This window comes from Bacillus sp. FSL K6-1218 (genome assembly GCF_038006445.1).
Lineage (GTDB): Bacteria > Bacillota > Bacilli > Bacillales > Bacillaceae_G > Bacillus_A > Bacillus_A thuringiensis_S.
In genome coordinates, this window is sequence record NZ_JBBOVE010000001.1 from 2852687 (window position 1) to 2870109 (window position 17423).

Below are 17423 nucleotides of genomic sequence, written 5' to 3' on the forward strand. Positions count from 1 at the left end.
TTCATATATATCAGCGATTTTTAAGATATATCGATTTACCAACAAAAACCCTGTCCGTAGCTATTCTTTGGATAGCAATCTCTATAATAGTTTGTAGTGACTCGATCCCTTATATAATCCCCCTTTTACAAATCCATTTGCAGTATAAAACACATCCCCTTGCTTCGTGTCAGCATGTAAAACAATCACTTCAAAATACTTTTCCGCATGACATAATAGTTGGTTTAATAATAAGTTCCCTAACCCTATACGCCGATAATCCCTTGAAATATAAAATCTCCTTAACCGTCCAATCTTATTGTCTTTTGTGTACGGATCCTCATTTAAACCTCCAACTCCAATTAACATATCACCTTGGAAAACACCATATAAACATTCTCCAGTTTTATTGAATACATTTATTTTGTTTTTATATTCATTTATTAGCCTTATAAGGAAATTAAAGCCCTCTTCTTCACTGTCTTGAACGAGATGACTGAATTCATATTCCATTAAATTTTCTATTTGTTGAATATGTATATCTTTCAAGTCCATTCCCCCTAAGTACGAAAATACCTAAAAATGCTCGAGAATCATTTATTCTGAGCATTTTTATGCTTGTTACTTTATTTAATTCATAGTATGCATATACTTCACTTCATATGTAAATCGATAATACAGTTGATTAATTTTATTATGAAAATATAAGAGCCTTGTTACAATCTAGTGTGTCGTAAGGCTCTTTAAAGTTGTTTAATTCTTATTGAACTAAAGCATCTGTTTGTTTAAGTGTATACATTCACCATTTATAATTTCTCTCAAATATACTATCAGTTTATATATTCCTCATTCTTCTCTAACAGGTTCAAGATAAATTATAATTTGTTAATCGATATGTTTGTGTAACCACTGTTCAAATATCTTTAACTGTTCTTCAGTATGAAAGTAATGTTCACCCGTCTCCATAATTTCTAATTCACAACAATGTTTTTTTGTAAAATAGTTAATAGTTTCAAGTTCACACAGTTCATCCTTAGCTCCGTACATAATATATGTATCTGTATTCCATGTACTAATAGGATGCTCTTTTACATAGCATAAATAATCCCAATATAACTTTTGACCAATAGGTGTCTCTATAGTCATTTCTTTTTGCAAAAGCTCCGGTGTTACATTAAACCATTTCATCATATTTTCAATAATCCGTTCCATATTAACTACTGGTGATAAAAATAATGCCTTTTCTAGCACATCATTTTGATAAGCTAAAAGACTAAAATACGCCCCCATACTACATGCAAATACGTTTATTTCTTTCCAATGTACTTTTGCGTAGTTCATAATTATAGATAATTCACTAACACAAAACTGTACTTTGCAAGGAGTGTTATCATTTTTTCTTTCTCCATGCTCAGGTAAATCAAAGCTTAATACTTGATAACCTTTTCGATTGGCTTCTTCAGCTAATATTTGAATAACTGCATCTTCCTTATTTGATATATTTCCATGTACTGCAATAAAAACTTTTTCACTCTTCTCTCCCCACAAAACCGCAGGAATATTACTAATTTTAAAATTATTTTTAAGCATATTCCCCTCCATAAAATAAGACATATAGGACTCGAAAAAAATGCACACACTTTATTTATCTCTGTACAGCAGGCAGTATCCGCTTTAACTCTATTAAATCATCTATTACTATATCAGCCTGAGCAAGTTCCTCTTCTTGCGCAAAATCAAAATTGCATCCAATTGCAAGTAAACTGTTGTCTTTCGCTGCATTTATATCAGATAGCCGGTCACCAACTACCGCTGCCTCTTTTATATCATATTTGTTCATAATACTTTTAACTAAGTCACTTTTATTTAACGATTGTATTTGTTCAATACTAAACGTTTCAGTCACCCACTTGTCTAAAGCATAATAAGTTACGATTGCTCGTAAATATTCTTTCAAACCATTACTAGCAATGTAAATTGAACAATTATTTTCTTTTATATATGTAAATATTTCTTTTACATTTGGATATAAAGCGCCTTTTCCGCTTTTTATGTTTTCAATAAGTCTATCTAAAAAATATGCATCTGTTTGTTCTCTTACTTCAATAGAATGGTCCGGTAATAAAGCTTCCCAAACTTTCGGTAACGGCACACCCATAATTTCTCTATATTTATCAATTGGTGTTACTGTATCCCATAATTGTAGTGATCTTAAGTGATTGAAAGTATCATCTAATGATAATTCTAAAATTTTATCTGTTTGAAATAACGTTCCGTCCATATCAAAAATTAATGCTTGTAACATCTCATTCTCTCCTTTTGAACTATAGTACAGTTTTACTCGTTATATTTTTAAGCATCTCAATAATAATTTCTGAGCAATAATTCGCAGCAGTTTTCGCGAAGTCATCATAAGAAATTTGAGCTTCATCATCTGCGCTGTCAGAAATACATCTTATAATGAGAAACGGTATATCATTTATGTAGGCAACATGTCCAATTGCTGCCCCTTCCATTTCTGTACAATGAGGTGCGTATTCGTCTATTAATTTCGCCTTTAACTTTGAATCTTCAACAAAACATTCACCGCTGACAATTCTTCCTTCATGAACTGCAATCTGTAAACTACTACTAATACAAGCTTTACGTGCTAACTCTATTAATTCCTTACTTGCGATAAATTCTTCCTTGAACGGAAATAAATTTTTCATTTGAGTTTTACTTACATCATGATGAGTAACGTTAGTTGAAATAACTATATCGCCGACTTTTACATCTGAATGTAATCCGCCAGCAACGCCCGTATTAATGATAGAGTCTACATCAAATTTATGAATTAATGTTTGCGCGCATGCAGCTGCATTTACTTTCCCTACACCAGAACGTGTAATAATTACTTCTATTCCCATGAATTCTCCAATATAAAAAGGCATTCCCGCTATTGTCTGTTCCTCTTGTATAACTAGTTTTTCTAAAAGTAAATCTATTTCAATTTGCATTGCTCCAATAATGCCGGTTCTGTTCATGTATGTAGTCTCCTCTTTATTTATAAGTCGGCCAATATATTATGTAATACACCATAATTTTCAGCTATCCAATTCATTTCATCTGCAAAGCGTGAAGGTGGTACACTATGCTGATCCATATTGGCATGGATCCACCAAGTACCAAAGCATTTGAATTGCCCGAACAATATTCCCTACTGGAAAGTCTACTTCATTGCGGTACCCTTCTAAAAATGATGCAACAAGACTCTTATTTAATACTCCGTCACTTAATGCGCACGATATAACTACACGGCCAATATCTAACTCTACATAATCGTAATCCATGCGATCAAAATCAAGAATCGCTGATACTTTATCATTAAGAAACAAGAAATTATCTACCCATAAATCACGGTGCACCCATGCCCGTTGGCTATTATGAAATTGTTCTGTATTTACCAATTGTGTTGCTTCTTGCTGTAATTTTATATAAGGGAGAATGTGCTCTTTTCCTAGCTTCTCTACTTCTCTCCTTTTATCTTCCCAATGTTTCAATCTTGCCTCTTTAGTAGGTGGAACAAATTTAGGATTTTCTCCTTTTATTAAAGAGCCATCATTTAACAAGTTATGCATATAACCTATCGTCTGACCAAGAGAGTGAATTTCCTTTTGATTCACTTTTCCTGGTGAAACTAAGCTACCTTCCTTATGTTCTAATACTATAAATCTTTCATCACTTTTTGATATATGCATTACATTATTTTTATAAATTAATACCCTTGGACAACTTACACCATTATTATGTAATCTTTGCTGTTGTTGTAATGCTTGTATTAAAAGGTCTGAGTTATACATTTTGTACCGTTCTTGATTATATTGCTTTAATACAAAATCCCCTGCATCCGTTTCGAGTTTCCACTTCAAATTTAGCCAACCACGATGAATAGGTATTGCATTTCGAATTTTAAATTCAAATAAAGTTTCACATTCTACTTTCAGCTCTTGAAAAATCATTGTAGCTTTTTCATTAGATAACGGCTCTATCATCTTACTTGTCCTTTCTTAACTTGGCATTCCTTTCACTCTCTCTAACATAACCGACAATAAAAATTTCGGAAGTACAAGTTGTCTCTTTAACCTTTTCGGCTGTGAGAGTAACCTATACAGCCATTCAGTTCCAGTATCCCTCATTATTTTTGGTGCTCTTTTTACAGTGCCAGATATTATATCAATCATGCCTCCGATACCAATAGATAGCGGAACGTTTAATGTTTGTATGTTTTCATAGATGAACTCTTCTTGTTTTGGTGAACCTAGTCCTACGAGTAGTAAATGCGGCTTGAATTGCTTAATTTTCATTTTTATTTCTTCTATTTCTTCACCATTTACAAATCCATGCTGTCCTTTAAACTGTGCTCCTGGGAACTGCTCATTTAATTTTTCTAATGCCTTTTTATTACTTTCTGGAGCGGCTCCAAAAAGAAAGACACGATATTCATTGTCGTTACAATATTTTATTAAATCGTGAGTTAAATCCGCCCCAGTAACACGTTCTTTCAAAGTTCCTTTTAATATTTTCGAGCCAATTATGACACCAATCCCGTCCGCTGTTATTAAATCCGCAGATAGTAACATCTTTTTAAACTGCTTTGATTTTCCCGTATTTCCCTTTGCAGACATAACAATTTCAGGATTTGCAGTTACTACAAACCTTGGTTTCTCTTGTTGTTCATGTAGCCAACCTTTTAATAAACTTATAGCTTTTGCATATTCTAAAGTTGAAAAAGGTATACCTTTTATAAACTGCTGATCCACTATACTCTCCCCTTACATAAGCTGCAAATATTCATCAATGTCTTTAGAAATTTGAATAAAAGCTTTATTCCAAAATTCATAATTTCTTATATCTATTTCAAAATGTTTTTTCATAAGCTCTTCCACTGGAGCCTTTCCTGTTTCTCGTAAAAACTCTTTATATTTCGAATGAAAAGTACTTTTACCTTCTTGAGCTATTTCTAATAAACTAAAACTTACTAAATATCCAAATGTGTATGGATAATTGTAAAAAGGAACATCTGCTATATAAAATTGAATATATTTCATCCATACAAACGGCTGGTATTCACTTAAAGCATTTCCATAAGCTTCTTTTTGTGCAATTATAGATAATTTCTCAATTTCATCAGCACTTAAAGGACCCTCTTTACATTTTTCATAAAATGTTTTTTCAAACTGATACGATGCTCGTATTGCCATTACATAATTAAAACTATTTCTTATTTTCCAGCTAAGTAATGACTTTTTCGTATCTTTACTATCCGTTGTTTCAATTAGATAATTTAAGAGTACCGTTTCAAAGAAAATAGATGCTGATTCAGCCGTACTCATTGGCAAATAATCATCTAAAAAAGATGTAGATTGTTCAAAACTCATATTATAAAAATGCCAAGCATGTCCTAATTCATGAGCGAGCACTCTTACACTATCTATACTCCCATCATAACGAATGGAAATTCGCGATTCTTTCTCACTGAAAAATGGAGCACAAAACCCACCTGGTGGTTTATTCTCTCTCGGTTCAGCATCTACCCAACCACTTTCTATCGCATTACGTGCAAATTCTGCTAATTCTTCATCAATATTCTTACATGCATCATAAACGTTTTGTATTGCTACTGAAAAAGGAATCATGACCTCATTACTTTCCTTTACCGTCATAAGTTCATGCCATGTAATTGAAACTTTCCCTTTCTTATACACGTTTAAAGCACTTACTAATTTATCAAGGTTTTCTTCTGTCGCATTCCACATTTGGAATAATACAGTTTCTGAAATGCCATTCGCATGAAAAGATTGTGTTAAAATCTCTCTATCTTCTATTTCACTACTCTTTGCATTACGCAATCTCCCTATTTGATTTAATACAGTAGCAAAGATTTCTTTTTCCTTATGTAAAGTATTTGTAAGTAACTCGAATACTTCTAATCTTTCCTTTTCATTTTCACTATTCATTGCAATATTATTTGCTTGTCCAAAGGATAATTGTTTATTATTGTGCTCTATTTCTATCCTATCCCGTAATTGTATGTACATATTTTCCCACGCACTAAGTTCATTTTTTATAAACTTAGTATTAATATTATCGGAAGTTTCTACTTCACTATGTTTTATTATTTGCTGTACTTCACTTTTTAGTTCCTTCACTTTCACATTCAATTTAGTAAGGTCAGATGAAACACTTTCTTCAACCGATTGACAGTACAAATAGTATTCTGCTTTTTCAATAGCTTGTATAAGCTTTGAAAGAACCTCTACATCTTTTGTTACAAAATATTGCTTTTTCAACTCTAAAATCGGAAATAGAATATCCTCATTCAAATACAATCGATTTAAATCCCATCTAGCAATTTCTTGCATTTTTATAGCCGCCTCCTATTTTTACAAATAGTTACAGATATTTCTTCCTACACAATTATATATGAAATAAAAAAATTTCGATATCCTTAAATATTCAGATTCCTATAAATACATTCTTATTTATACTCTTTTCTTCTACCATAAAGTATCATTCCACATAAAAAAAATACTCCCTCTACAAGATTGCATTTGATATAGGCTAACTTCAAAGGTTTCATCTTCATCAATACCATATCGACCGATTATCACAGATTAAAAAATAAAAAAGGATTGATCAAAAGATCAATCCTTTACTCTACTTCATTTAAGAAAAATAACGTTATAACGCCAGGACCTGTATGTGCTCCGATTGCTGCACCAATTGTATTTACGATAAATACTTCACAACCGAATCTTTCCGTAATTAATGATTTTAATGCTTCAGCTGTTTCTAAATCGTCACCGTGAGTCATACCGATTATTTGACCTTTAAGGTCTTTACCACGCTCTTCCATAATATCAACAATACGGCTTAATACTTTCTTTTTCCCTCGTACCTTTTCAAGTGGTACAAGTTTTCCTTCTTCCACGTTTAAGATAGGCTTAATGTTTAGTAAACCACCGATAAAACCAGCTACTTTACTTAAACGTCCACCTCTAACAAGGTACTGTAAGTCAGCTACAGTGAAGATGTGCTCCATATGGTTCATTAGAAAAGCGACACGGTTTAAAATATCTTCTTTTGATGCGCCGTCTTTTGCCATTTTAGCAGCTTCTAAAACGACAAGACCTTGACCAAGCGAAGCACATTTCGTATCAATAATTTCTAAATCTAAATCTACATATGTTTCTTTTACTTCCTCTTTAATGACAACTGATGATTGATATGTACCAGACAGTTCAGATGAAAAAGCTAAATATATACAAGGGTTACCTTCTTTTGCATAAGAAACAAATTTTTCTTGGAAAGTTTCAAGTGAAGGCAATGACGTTCTATAAACAGCGCCTTCTCTCATTTTTTGCAATAATGTAACTGACTCTAATGTTACTCCATCTAAATACTCTGTTTCTGCTTCATCATATACACGGAGTGGAATTAAATCAATATCATATGCTTGCAGCAATTCTACTGGTAAATCCGCCGCACTATCCGTAATGATTTTAACACCCATTTTTAAACCTCTATTCTGTTATAAATATAAAATAATAAAATAAAAATAGTACTTTTAAATTATATACGTAAAACTTAAATGAAGAAAGGAAAACACTTTATATTGTATGCACTATTCTTCAAAACTTGAACTGTTAATGAAAATGATTCTATTTTAAACACCTTTTTCTTATTATTTTCTATAACACGAGTAAATTTATAAGTATTTTGTATCAGTATATTTTACTTCTTTAACTTAATATTATCTTTTCAAATTTATACTGTTTAAAATTGAAAAGCCAAATCCAATAAATGAAATGGCTTTTCAATTTTCATAAAATAACCAAACTTTATTTTCCATCACATTGTTTGTTTACATTCATACTTTGGTGATGTTGAATATTAGTCCAGTTATGATAAATATTTATAGCCTGTACTATAATTAAAATAGTGAATATTTACCTGTAAGATGCACTATATCTAAAAAAGGTTAAACATTTTATAAAATATTTAATTTTACTAGTAAAGCTAATAAAATTTGGAGAAGAATTTGAACATTTACTGCTATGTCTGTATCTGTAGTCGTAACTGTAACATTTCTAGAATTTCTAATAACAGTTTCTTGTTTATTAACTTGTTTAATAGATGATTTTTGAAACAATTCTTGTGCTACACGGTCAGCTTTTTCACTATCTGCTATAGAAATACTTATTATAACCACAATAGCTGCTTGTAAAGCTGCTTGAATAGATAACGCAGCTTTTGTATCTGTAGTAGTAACTTCTACATCTGCTGAATCTACTATTGTAATAGATTCTTCAGAAATTTGATAAGTTTTACTTTCTTGTGCAGCAGCTTCTGAAACATTAGCGTTTTTAAAAGACGGATGAGGATTTGAAGAATCTAATGCACTCCACTTTTTATTTCCATCTGAATGACATGTTTTTTCCATAAGTTCACCCCCTTTCAATCTAAATAACTATTAACCTGTGATTGTATTTCAGAAACAATACTTTTAATTTGCTGCTTTTTTTCTGGCGATAAATTCTTTAATTTTTCTTCATTTATCCCATGCCTATTAAAAATATCTGAGAGTAAAAGGTCTATAATTATATTCTTTTGATCCTTATCAAACTTAAAGGAAGAGAATTTATTTAAATCATCCATTTACAATGTTCACTCCAATCAGTTTTTTTATAAAAATTTCAAATAACTACCAGCATTATATGTATTTAAATACAAAATGCTTGGACAAGTAACTTAATCTTTTATTTTCACTACTTTTTACTAATAAAATCAAAAAGCTGTCTTCTAATACGAAGACAGCCTTCCTTTACTTCACATATATAAGTTTTGTTCACTGTTAAATAATAAGTTTACCTTTGTTATTGTGTAGCTTTCCACACTTAATTTCCCATCAATCTTGAATATTAATTCAGTCATAATGAGAAGTCCAAGCTTGTACCAAATATTACAGCAAAAAATATTTACCTAAAGTGAACCTTATGGCTAAATATAAACAGAATTGACACTTTATAAAATGTTTAGTTTAACTAGTAAAGCTAATAAAATTTGAAGAAGAATTTGAATATTCACTGCAATATCTGTATCAGTAGTTGTTACGGTTACGTTTCTGGAATTTTTAATAAATGTTTTTTGTCTATTAATTTGTTTAATAGATGATTTTTGAAACAATTCTTGTGTTATTTTATCTGCTTTTTCACTATCTGCTATAGAAATACTTACTACAACCACAATAGCTGCTTGTAACGCGGCTTGGATAGATAGCGCAGCTTTTGTATCTGTAGTAGTAACTTGTACATCTGCTGAATCTACTATTTCAATATATTCCTCAGAAACTTGATCGATTTCATCTGTTTGTATAGCTTCTTCTAAAAAATTTGCATTTTTACTATATGAATAAGAATTTACTGATTCGGAATCCTGATTTATTGGCTCAGAAACCTGTTTTTTTGGTTCAAAATCTCGATTTAATGGATCACGTTTTTTCTTTCTTCTACAAACTTCACAATCACACATAAAATCACTCCTTTTAGTCTAAAAATTTAGCAATATGAAAATATTGGCTAACTACTAGCATTTTATGTATTTTTTAATAATTTGTTTGGACAAGTAACTTGAATTTATATTTTACTTCTAATTCTTTTTTGTAATAACAAAAAACTGCCTTCTAACAAGAAGACAACCCTCTTTTATTTCACATTTATATAAAAGACCCATACTTAAATACACTTAACTTCATATGATATATTGCATCCTTTCTTTTTAGAATGAGTAGTCGTTACTGAAGGGCACTTTTCGAAGTGCTCTTATATTTAATCCCCCCTTTTTCAGGAGGATTTTTTTACTAAACTCTAATACAATTTGCATCAACTAGGCTGGCGATTATCACATTTCCTTAAGAGATTCAATTAATACAGTAACTACTAATTAAAATAACGCTATGATCTCTATACACTTAAACAATATCGCGTTACCGAACGTATGAACTAATTTTTATTTTGACTATGTAACACTAAATTCACAAGATTATTATCCTATGTTTGGTGAAGCCATTATTTCAATGCCAGCAAACCCACACCTTTAACTAATAAATTAAACAAATGTTCTATATAATGAAGATAGCGCTAGTATTTCGAAGGAGGATGTATATGAGTATTCAATTGGCTACATCTAATGATCTAGAATGGATTAATAATCAATATGAATCGATAGGATTTGTACGAAGTGATTTAAAGAGAGATAAAGTTGCAATTATTACATATAACAACGAGTATGCAGGTGTTGGACGATTAGTCCAAATAGATGCAGATACTATAGAAATGGGTGGGATTTTTATTCTCCCTAAATTTAGAGGGCTACAATTAGCTGGTGAGCTTGTTTCATTTTTAGTAGAAACTATAAAAAAATCACAAATACAAGATGTATATTGTCTTCCTTTTGAGGAATTAGAAAACTTTTATAAGAAATATGGCTATACTGAAGTCGATACTACAAAAGAAGCAGTCCATCCAATTATTCTAAAAAAATATAATTGGTGTTTGGAGAACTACGATAAACACGTTCTACTATTTAAATTGTAAATGTAATAAAAAGTATATTCTCAATCGTTTTTCTATCAGTACTCCTAATTGGAGCCTAAGGATTAATCAAAGATATTTTATCTCTCCTTTTATAAATGGCTGATTAAAACTCAATGTTCCGTCAATACTATAGGTAACATGATTGTATTTCTCCATTCCCCCTTGGAGAGGAGCAGTTAGCTTTTGCTAGCTGCTCTTTTATTTTTTCAAAAAGCCACATAAATATCTTTAATTCCAAACATTCAAAAGATAAAATGTGATAAGATTGTTATGAAGATATTTACCAACTAATAAATACGCCCTAGACTTACGTACTAGGGCGTATTTATTTTTTAGTATGTAATTCCTTTACTCATCTATTATCCACAAAATAAATATCATACGCTTTATCAAAAACATATCCTAACTTTTCTGCTAGGTTAGCAGATGTAGTATTCGCTGCGTCCCAGTTTGGATACTTTCCATTTTCTAAGCAATCCAATATAAGAGCTGCACTAACTACAGTTGCCAAACCTTTTCTTCTATGATTGTGATCAGTCGCAACTTCAATTTCAATTCCATCATTATAAATACTATACGAGGATGCACCGCATACAACTTCTCCGTTATATAAAATGCTATAACCTATACCACGGTTTATATAATCTTCTACCGACTGAAATTGACTTGTAAAATCTTCAGAGATCTGATGTAATGTAGGGCTATTTGCGATATGCTCATCTATTCTTTTTAACTCATATCCTTTTGGAAGTATTGATATAAAAGACTGTAATTTTGAACGATTAAAACCTTCTGAATTTCGTTTGAACTTATAGCGTAAAAACTTATCTATTTTTCTTTCATGGAATGTTTCTAAGCGTTGTTTCCACTCTTCACTATTTACAATAACTAAAATTCTTTCAGGAATATTACGTAATAACTCTTCTGTTTCTTGCACATTTGGGTCTCCAGCGTAAAATGTGAAAATTCCTACCGTAACTTGTGCTACTGTTGGATTTTCAAGATCATTTACCCAAGCAGTACCCATATGCCCTTGTAAATAAGAAAGTAAAATAACGTTATTGAAATCATCAAACATAGAAACTAGTTTTTTTCTTGTATGTATATTCGCTTCATGTATCATTTACATTCCCGCCTTCTATAAAATCAATCTTATTCTAAATCTTTTAAAATAAACTTATATAATTTTTCAATCAATCATTTACCATATAAGAAAACACCTATTAAACTTAATTTTTATATAACTATAAATTATTCACAAATATAAAATTATTATAACATCTAATAAAATAAGAATGCCTCACTTTTTCGACTTTAGAACGTACATCTTATTATCTAAATAAAAACTATTTATTGATAAAGTTTTAACCATATATCCAATTAAACTGAATAAATGTAAGATTAATTTATAAATAAGCTTTTTAAGGGGGATTATAAAATGTCTGATTTCTATTCTCGTCTTTCAAAAAGTGATGCCGCTGTTCTTCTAGTGGATCATCAAACTGGTCTTATTTCCAGCCTTGTACGTGACTACGGCGTTGATGAGTTCAAGAACAATGTTTTAGCACTTGCTAATACCGCTAATTTTTTTGATTTACCAGTTATTTTAACAACTAGCTTCGAAGACGGTCCTAATGGTCCACTTATGCAAGAATTAATTGAATTATTTCCGAATGCGCCTAAAATAGCGCGCCCTGGACAAATTAATGCGTGGGACAATGAAGAGTTTGTAAAAGCTATTGAGGCAACTGGTAAAAAGAAGTTAATTATCGCAGGAGTAGTTACTGATGTTTGTGTTGCATTCCCAGCGCTATCAGCTGTAAAGGCAGGTTATGAAGTGTTTGTTGTAACCGATGCGTCCGGAACTTTTAGTAAACAAGTTGCTGATGCTGCCCTAATGCGTATGGCTCACGGAGGAGTCCAACTAATGAACTGGTTTAGCGTGGCAGCAGAATTACAGCGTGACTGGCGAAATGATATTGAAGGCTTTGGAAATTTACTTGCTAAACATCTCCCAAGTTACCAAAATATCATCGGAAGCTATAAGGCAGCTCAAAAAGAATTTAGTAAATAATTCAATTCTTGATCAAACATTATATCAGTTTTGGAAAACTTTATAAAAATGATAAAGACTGCTAAGAGCTAATTACATAATTAAAAAGGGCTGCTTAAATAGCCCTTTTCTTATTTGTTTTACCTATATTATCTGTTACGCCCTCACTATATTTAGATTACTTAAATAATTTCTCCCTAGCTTCACTGAAATAATTTATTGTAATAAACCGTTCTGTAATAGGAAATTACTCTTACCTATTAACAAAACACTTACTTTAATACTACAATCCACCTCATATATGTAAAAACCCTCAATATAATGTAAGAGGGTTAATCAATAGATATGTTATAACTCATTTTTATAAATAAAAGATTCCGTCTCACCGTTCTTATATACTTTAGTCAATTTAACAACCGACTTGTACGTGCTATCGTCATCCTTTATCATTTTTTTCAGCTCTTCTATTTCGGCATTACCAGTTCCACTATCTATTTTTAAACAGTTCGAAATAGAAAGGTATCCACTTGATGCCAATATAAAAATAAAAATTGCATCAGGAAAATTAATAAATAACAATCCGTAGTTTAAAGGATCTCCAGCTGGATGCGATAAAAGCAATCGAAAACCTAACAGTTCAGGCACTTGAACGAAATCCCTAGAAACAATCGCCTCGCCTACTATAGTAATTTGCTTTACTACATTCCCAAGTTCATCTGTAAATTCAGTACATCTAGGTGGATTAATTGTTGTTGCTTGGAAAGACACATTTAATTCCGGATTATTAAAATCGAAAAAGATTCTACTCCCCTCCGTTAAACATTGCGGGCAAACATTTCCTAGCAAGCTAAAGTCCTCTTCAATATATTTAACTTTCGATTTGCAACTACAAACTTTTCCTATTCGGATTGCATCAATTTTTGAGCAATCTACAAAAATAACCTCACTGTCTTCTTGTACGAATGATACAATCCCTTTCATCGCATTAAATGAAAGAAAATAGGATACAACGATTTCGTTTCCTGCTATTACAATACTTTCAACTTTAGTATACGGTTCTAGACTTTGTAAAAATTCACATATACTATTTTGGCAACACCCACAATCACGTTTCGGCTCACAATCCACTTACACTCCATCCCTTCTCTATATAGAATAGCTAATACATATATATGAAAGGAAAACAAAAAAGCTTGGACAATATAACTTTAACGTAGGAATATCGTTACCTATTCATAATATTAGTAAGGGAATTACACCAATAATGAGTAATAACACATAATTTTTACTATAAATACATATAACAATTTCATCTTTCATGAAAAAAACGTTATAATGAAGTGTAGCCTCTACGATTACGTTATAAAGGAGATTAAAACAATGGCTAAAATTAAAGTATACCAAGTAAAAGAAGAAAATATGGAAGCAGTAAAAAACATCATTGATGTTGAGGAACAAAACCCAACTGCTGAAAACTTACAAAATCTATATGCATGTGTATTAGAAACTGAAGATATGGCATTGCCTGAATCATACATTGAAGAAGATATCTTAATCGATTCTATGGAAGTTATGGTTAACGCTTCTCAAAGCAAAGTAAGAGACTTAGGTGCATACGATGTAATCGAAGTTCAAAACAAAGGTAAGAAAACACAAATTTTATTACTTGCAGACGAAGAATACGAAATTATCGAAGGCTAATCTAATACCATACATACGAAAAAGCTCCTTTCCAATTGGAAAGGAGCTTTTTCATTACGCTTTTGATGTTTCACTTTTTTTATTTGTTTGTTCTTTCTTAATTACCATACGCTCATTTCCCATAAAGAAGATGAATATGAATGCTAATCCAGCTGGTACCAATGCCCACATGAATGTTTGAACAATTGAACTAGAAAGAGCATCAATAATTTTATCTAATATTTGCGGAGGGATTTGAGATCTTGCCGATTCTGATAAAATGGCTCTTGAATCCCCTAATGTGTTTGTATTCATTCCCCCGCTCATACCTTTAAATGCTTCTTCTAATTGATCTTGGAAACCTGTTCTTTGGATCATTCCGAAGATTGTAATACCAAGTGTCATACCTAATGAACGAATGAAATTACTCGTCGAAGTCGCAGATCCGCGCTGTTCCATACCGAAATTGTGAATAGCTGCCATACTTAGTACAGAGAATGAGAAACCGACTCCAAATCCGATAATAATCATATACACTGTTAATAATGCACGACTTGTTTCTGGCGTTAATGTGCTTAATAAAAATAGTCCAATTAGCATAATAACCGCAGAAATGATCATAATGTTTCGGTAGCTAAGCTTTGTCGTTAAAAACCCACCTAACTGCGCTGTTACGACTGAGCCTAACATCATTGGTAAAAGTAATAATCCCGAGTTTGTTGCAGTGCCACCGTATACACCTTGAATGAATAATGGAATGTATACAGTTGCTGACATAAACGCAGCTCCGTAACATAAAGCAATAATTGTACTCATTCCGAACAAACGTTGTTTAAACATCTCAAATGAAATGATCGGTTCTTCTACTTTACGTTCAATAAAAATGAATGCAATAATTAAAATAGCGAATCCACCAAATAAACTTAAAATAAAGTTAGAATCCCAATCATACTTTTGTCCGCCAAGTTCAAGCGCAAACATTAAAGAAACTACTGCACCAACTAAAGTAATTGCGCCAAACCAATCAATTTTTTGCTTTCTATGAACTCGTGACTCTTTATAAAAGAATGTAATAAAAATAAGTGCTAAAACGCCAAGCGGTAAGTTAATATAAAATACCCAGTGCCAGCTTATGTAATCTGTAATATACGCACCAAGCAACGGACCAAAAATACTTGATAAACCAAATACTGCTCCGAATAAACCACCCATTTTCCCGCGCTTTTCAGGAGGGAAAATATCAAAAACGATAGTAAACGCGATCGGCACTAATGCCCCGCCGCCAATACCTTGAATGGCACGATAAATCCCTAACTGTGTAATATTTTCAGCAGTACCACAAAGTGCCGAACCAATCATAAAGACGATTAAACCGAAAATAAAGAACCTCTTTCTACCATACATATCTGATAGTTTTCCGAATATCGGCATACCTGCCATTTCTGCGACCATATAGGCAGAAACGACCCATACAAAGTTTTCAAGGCCTCCTAAATCACCAACGATTGTTCCCATCGCTGTTACGACAATGGTATTATCCATTGATGCCATTAAAATACCTAGCAATAAGCCCGCTACAACAAAGCCGAGCTTATTATTCTTCTCAACCATATCTCTTGCTCTCCCTCATACTACTTATATTTGTTTATGTTCCTTTACGACTGCATTACCTTTTTGATTAAAACTAGTATGATATTCTACAACACTAATTTCACATCCGGGACCAATTGTAACATTATTTCCTCTTACTACTTCAGCAATCGTATGCTCTAAATAAATCTCATCTCCTTCAATGATAGACGTTTGGAGGCTTCCAGCATGATTTGTAAATGGAATAAATCTCACTTTTTTACGAACGGTAATCTTCTTACCGCCAATTTCTCTTACTTTGCTACCTTCATAACGAAGTAAAATTTCAATATTTTCAGCATTAAGTAATCCATCACTTTCAAGGCCGCCAGTTAGTGATAGTTCTTCAACTTCAATATCTCCTTTTACATTTAAAGCGCCTTTCACATCTACGAAATCACCAGTTAATTTCCCCTTAACTTCTATCATACCTCTTACTTTTATTTTTTCAATATGAGCATCACTATGCATTTGTGTATTTCCGTATACTTTTACATATTCCGCATCTACATTTCCTTGTACTTCACTATCTCCATACACGACATAACTTTTCACTTTCATATTACCGCACACTTCACTCGTGCCGTATGTTTTAAATTCATTACAGCTCATATCATTAGAAATCGTTCCTTCACCGCGAATCTTCACTTTATTATAATCCCCGCCTGCTGAATTACCAGAGCCATTTACTGTGAGACTATGTGGATGTTCCATACTGATTTCCCCTTCCGTTAAAACTGCTTAATTTCTTTTACATTTGCATTTTTATCAACAGTAAGAACACCCGTATATTCGATCAGTTCAATCTCACAGTTCGGTCCTACTGTAACATTGTTTCCTCTTACCGTTCTTATGTGAGCATAATCAATATCGATATTGTCACCTTCTAACAATTCGGCTTCTAACTGCAAGCCAAATACTGTTTTAAATAGCCTACTAAATGTACCTGATCTATGCCTTACTTTAATCGTTTGACCACCAATTTCTTTCGCTTGACATGTACCGTGAATATTAATATTTATTTCATCAGCGCTTAATAATCCGCCAATTGTAAATTGTCCTTCTGAAGAAAAAGTATCCACTTCACAATTACCGTCAATTGTAGCTTGACCATTGACTTTAAATTCTTCACCAGTGACATTTCCACCTATCGTACCTTTTCCTGCAATTTTCAAACTGTTTGCCTTCACATCTTGCGTAATTGTTGCTTTTCCATCAATTCGCATCGTTTCAGCATGAACTGTGCCATCGACTTTACCAGATCCACTAATTCTTGCATTGCTACTTTTCAAATTTCCAGTAACAGCACCGTAACCGTTACATTCAAATTCCTCACATTCAATATTTCCATTAACATTCCCTTTTCCATTTAATTGCACTTTATGAAACTCGCCGCCATTCGATGAACCGTAACCATTTATAATCAAATTATCTGTACGCATACT

Annotated in this window: 18 protein-coding genes and 1 pseudogene; 3 read left to right on the top strand and 16 right to left on the bottom strand. The window is 32.1% G+C overall.

Annotated features, from left to right (window positions below; genetic code table 11):
• Positions 1–81: 81 nt before the first annotated feature.
• The 11 genes and pseudogenes from MHI26_RS14490 to MHI26_RS14540 all read right to left on the bottom strand — a co-directional run bounded on the left by MHI26_RS14490 (position 82) and on the right by MHI26_RS14540 (position 9552).
• Complete coding sequence (locus tag MHI26_RS14490) at positions 82–528, bottom strand: GNAT family N-acetyltransferase (RefSeq protein ID WP_000651678.1); 447 nt, start codon at positions 526–528, stop codon at positions 82–84.
• Positions 529–864: 336 nt separating this feature from the next.
• Positions 865–1569, bottom strand: coding sequence for an alpha/beta hydrolase (locus MHI26_RS14495; protein ID WP_086407451.1), 705 nt, complete (start codon positions 1567–1569; stop codon positions 865–867).
• Positions 1570–1624: 55 nt separating this feature from the next.
• Positions 1625–2284: an HAD hydrolase-like protein gene (locus MHI26_RS14500; protein ID WP_000938427.1), complete on the bottom strand. Its 660-nt coding sequence runs from the start codon at positions 2282–2284 to the stop codon at positions 1625–1627.
• 19 nt (positions 2285–2303) lie between these two features.
• A complete protein-coding gene (locus MHI26_RS14505; protein WP_001082283.1) occupies positions 2304–3005 on the bottom strand; it encodes a 5'-methylthioadenosine/adenosylhomocysteine nucleosidase in 702 nt (233 codons plus the stop codon).
• Between the two features lie 20 nt (positions 3006–3025).
• Positions 3026–4013: pseudogene (locus tag MHI26_RS14510) on the bottom strand (phosphotransferase).
• Positions 4014–4028: 15 nt separating this feature from the next.
• The gene (locus MHI26_RS14515) at positions 4029–4781 is read right to left on the bottom strand and encodes a WecB/TagA/CpsF family glycosyltransferase (RefSeq protein WP_000372661.1); all 753 of its coding nucleotides are present in this window, start codon (positions 4779–4781) and stop codon (positions 4029–4031) included.
• Positions 4782–4793: 12 nt separating this feature from the next.
• Entirely contained in the window at positions 4794–6383 is a 1590-nt protein-coding gene (locus tag MHI26_RS14520) for a M3 family metallopeptidase (protein ID WP_001155366.1), read from the bottom strand.
• A gap of 290 nt (positions 6384–6673) precedes the next feature.
• Positions 6674–7534, bottom strand: coding sequence for a DegV family protein (locus MHI26_RS14525; protein ID WP_000538279.1), 861 nt, complete (start codon positions 7532–7534; stop codon positions 6674–6676).
• Positions 7535–8011: 477 nt separating this feature from the next.
• Positions 8012–8464, bottom strand: coding sequence for a spore coat protein (locus MHI26_RS14530; RefSeq protein WP_061666577.1), 453 nt, complete (start codon positions 8462–8464; stop codon positions 8012–8014).
• A gap of 14 nt (positions 8465–8478) precedes the next feature.
• A complete protein-coding gene (locus MHI26_RS14535) occupies positions 8479–8679 on the bottom strand; it encodes a hypothetical protein (RefSeq protein ID WP_000342254.1) in 201 nt (66 codons plus the stop codon).
• A gap of 366 nt (positions 8680–9045) precedes the next feature.
• The gene (locus MHI26_RS14540) at positions 9046–9552 is read right to left on the bottom strand and encodes a spore coat protein (protein WP_061666576.1); all 507 of its coding nucleotides are present in this window, start codon (positions 9550–9552) and stop codon (positions 9046–9048) included.
• 632 nt (positions 9553–10184) lie between these two features.
• On the opposite strand from MHI26_RS14540, the gene MHI26_RS14545 reads away from it, so the two are divergent.
• Complete coding sequence (locus tag MHI26_RS14545; protein WP_061666575.1) at positions 10185–10616, top strand: GNAT family N-acetyltransferase; 432 nt, start codon at positions 10185–10187, stop codon at positions 10614–10616.
• 352 nt (positions 10617–10968) lie between these two features.
• On the opposite strand, the gene MHI26_RS14550 is transcribed toward MHI26_RS14545, so the two are convergent.
• On the bottom strand, positions 10969–11739 hold the full coding sequence (locus MHI26_RS14550) for a GNAT family N-acetyltransferase (RefSeq protein ID WP_061666574.1): 771 nt from the start codon (positions 11737–11739) through the stop codon (positions 10969–10971).
• A 315-nt stretch (positions 11740–12054) separates the two neighbouring features.
• Here MHI26_RS14550 and ycaC point away from each other — a divergent pair, with 315 nt between their 5' ends.
• Positions 12055–12690: an isochorismate family cysteine hydrolase YcaC gene (gene ycaC / locus MHI26_RS14555; protein ID WP_001279448.1), complete on the top strand. Its 636-nt coding sequence runs from the start codon at positions 12055–12057 to the stop codon at positions 12688–12690.
• Positions 12691–13017: 327 nt separating this feature from the next.
• Here the strand turns inward: ycaC and MHI26_RS14560 are convergent, their stop codons facing one another.
• Complete coding sequence (locus MHI26_RS14560; protein WP_061666573.1) at positions 13018–13797, bottom strand: BC_2878 family exosporium-associated protein; 780 nt, start codon at positions 13795–13797, stop codon at positions 13018–13020.
• A gap of 252 nt (positions 13798–14049) precedes the next feature.
• Between MHI26_RS14560 and MHI26_RS14565 the strand changes: the two genes are divergently transcribed.
• Complete coding sequence (locus MHI26_RS14565) at positions 14050–14370, top strand: hypothetical protein (protein WP_001062742.1); 321 nt, start codon at positions 14050–14052, stop codon at positions 14368–14370.
• Between the two features lie 54 nt (positions 14371–14424).
• Here the strand turns inward: MHI26_RS14565 and MHI26_RS14570 are convergent, their stop codons facing one another.
• Genes MHI26_RS14570 through MHI26_RS14580 form a run of 3 tightly spaced genes read right to left on the bottom strand, consistent with a single transcriptional unit; the run spans position 14425 to position 17420 of the window.
• A complete protein-coding gene (locus MHI26_RS14570; RefSeq protein ID WP_000229632.1) occupies positions 14425–15960 on the bottom strand; it encodes an MDR family MFS transporter in 1536 nt (511 codons plus the stop codon).
• 24 nt (positions 15961–15984) lie between these two features.
• On the bottom strand, positions 15985–16692 hold the full coding sequence (locus tag MHI26_RS14575; RefSeq protein ID WP_061666572.1) for a polymer-forming cytoskeletal protein: 708 nt from the start codon (positions 16690–16692) through the stop codon (positions 15985–15987).
• A 17-nt stretch (positions 16693–16709) separates the two neighbouring features.
• Entirely contained in the window at positions 16710–17420 is a 711-nt protein-coding gene (locus tag MHI26_RS14580; protein ID WP_061666571.1) for a bactofilin family protein, read from the bottom strand.
• Between the last annotated feature and the right edge of the window lie 3 nt (positions 17421–17423).

What these genes read in the sequence shown, in the direction of transcription:
- ycaC (WP_001279448.1), top strand. Translation starts at nt 12,055, where the DNA reads ATGTCTGATTTCTATTCTCGTCTTTCAAAAAGTGATGCCGCTGTTCTT.
- MHI26_RS14550 (WP_061666574.1), bottom strand. Translation starts at nt 11,739, where the DNA reads ATGATACATGAAGCGAATATACATACAAGAAAAAAACTAGTTTCTATG.
- MHI26_RS14500 (WP_000938427.1), bottom strand. Translation starts at nt 2,284, where the DNA reads ATGTTACAAGCATTAATTTTTGATATGGACGGAACGTTATTTCAAACA.
- MHI26_RS14535 (WP_000342254.1), bottom strand. Translation starts at nt 8,679, where the DNA reads ATGGATGATTTAAATAAATTCTCTTCCTTTAAGTTTGATAAGGATCAA.
- MHI26_RS14520 (WP_001155366.1), bottom strand. Translation starts at nt 6,383, where the DNA reads ATGCAAGAAATTGCTAGATGGGATTTAAATCGATTGTATTTGAATGAG.
- MHI26_RS14580 (WP_061666571.1), bottom strand. Translation starts at nt 17,420, where the DNA reads ATGCGTACAGATAATTTGATTATAAATGGTTACGGTTCATCGAATGGC.
- MHI26_RS14565 (WP_001062742.1), top strand. Translation starts at nt 14,050, where the DNA reads ATGGCTAAAATTAAAGTATACCAAGTAAAAGAAGAAAATATGGAAGCA.
- MHI26_RS14495 (WP_086407451.1), bottom strand. Translation starts at nt 1,569, where the DNA reads ATGCTTAAAAATAATTTTAAAATTAGTAATATTCCTGCGGTTTTGTGG.
- MHI26_RS14525 (WP_000538279.1), bottom strand. Translation starts at nt 7,534, where the DNA reads ATGGGTGTTAAAATCATTACGGATAGTGCGGCGGATTTACCAGTAGAA.
- MHI26_RS14530 (WP_061666577.1), bottom strand. Translation starts at nt 8,464, where the DNA reads ATGGAAAAAACATGTCATTCAGATGGAAATAAAAAGTGGAGTGCATTA.
- MHI26_RS14575 (WP_061666572.1), bottom strand. Translation starts at nt 16,692, where the DNA reads ATGGAACATCCACATAGTCTCACAGTAAATGGCTCTGGTAATTCAGCA.
- MHI26_RS14505 (WP_001082283.1), bottom strand. Translation starts at nt 3,005, where the DNA reads ATGAACAGAACCGGCATTATTGGAGCAATGCAAATTGAAATAGATTTA.
- MHI26_RS14545 (WP_061666575.1), top strand. Translation starts at nt 10,185, where the DNA reads ATGAGTATTCAATTGGCTACATCTAATGATCTAGAATGGATTAATAAT.
- MHI26_RS14570 (WP_000229632.1), bottom strand. Translation starts at nt 15,960, where the DNA reads ATGGTTGAGAAGAATAATAAGCTCGGCTTTGTTGTAGCGGGCTTATTG.
- MHI26_RS14540 (WP_061666576.1), bottom strand. Translation starts at nt 9,552, where the DNA reads ATGTGTGATTGTGAAGTTTGTAGAAGAAAGAAAAAACGTGATCCATTA.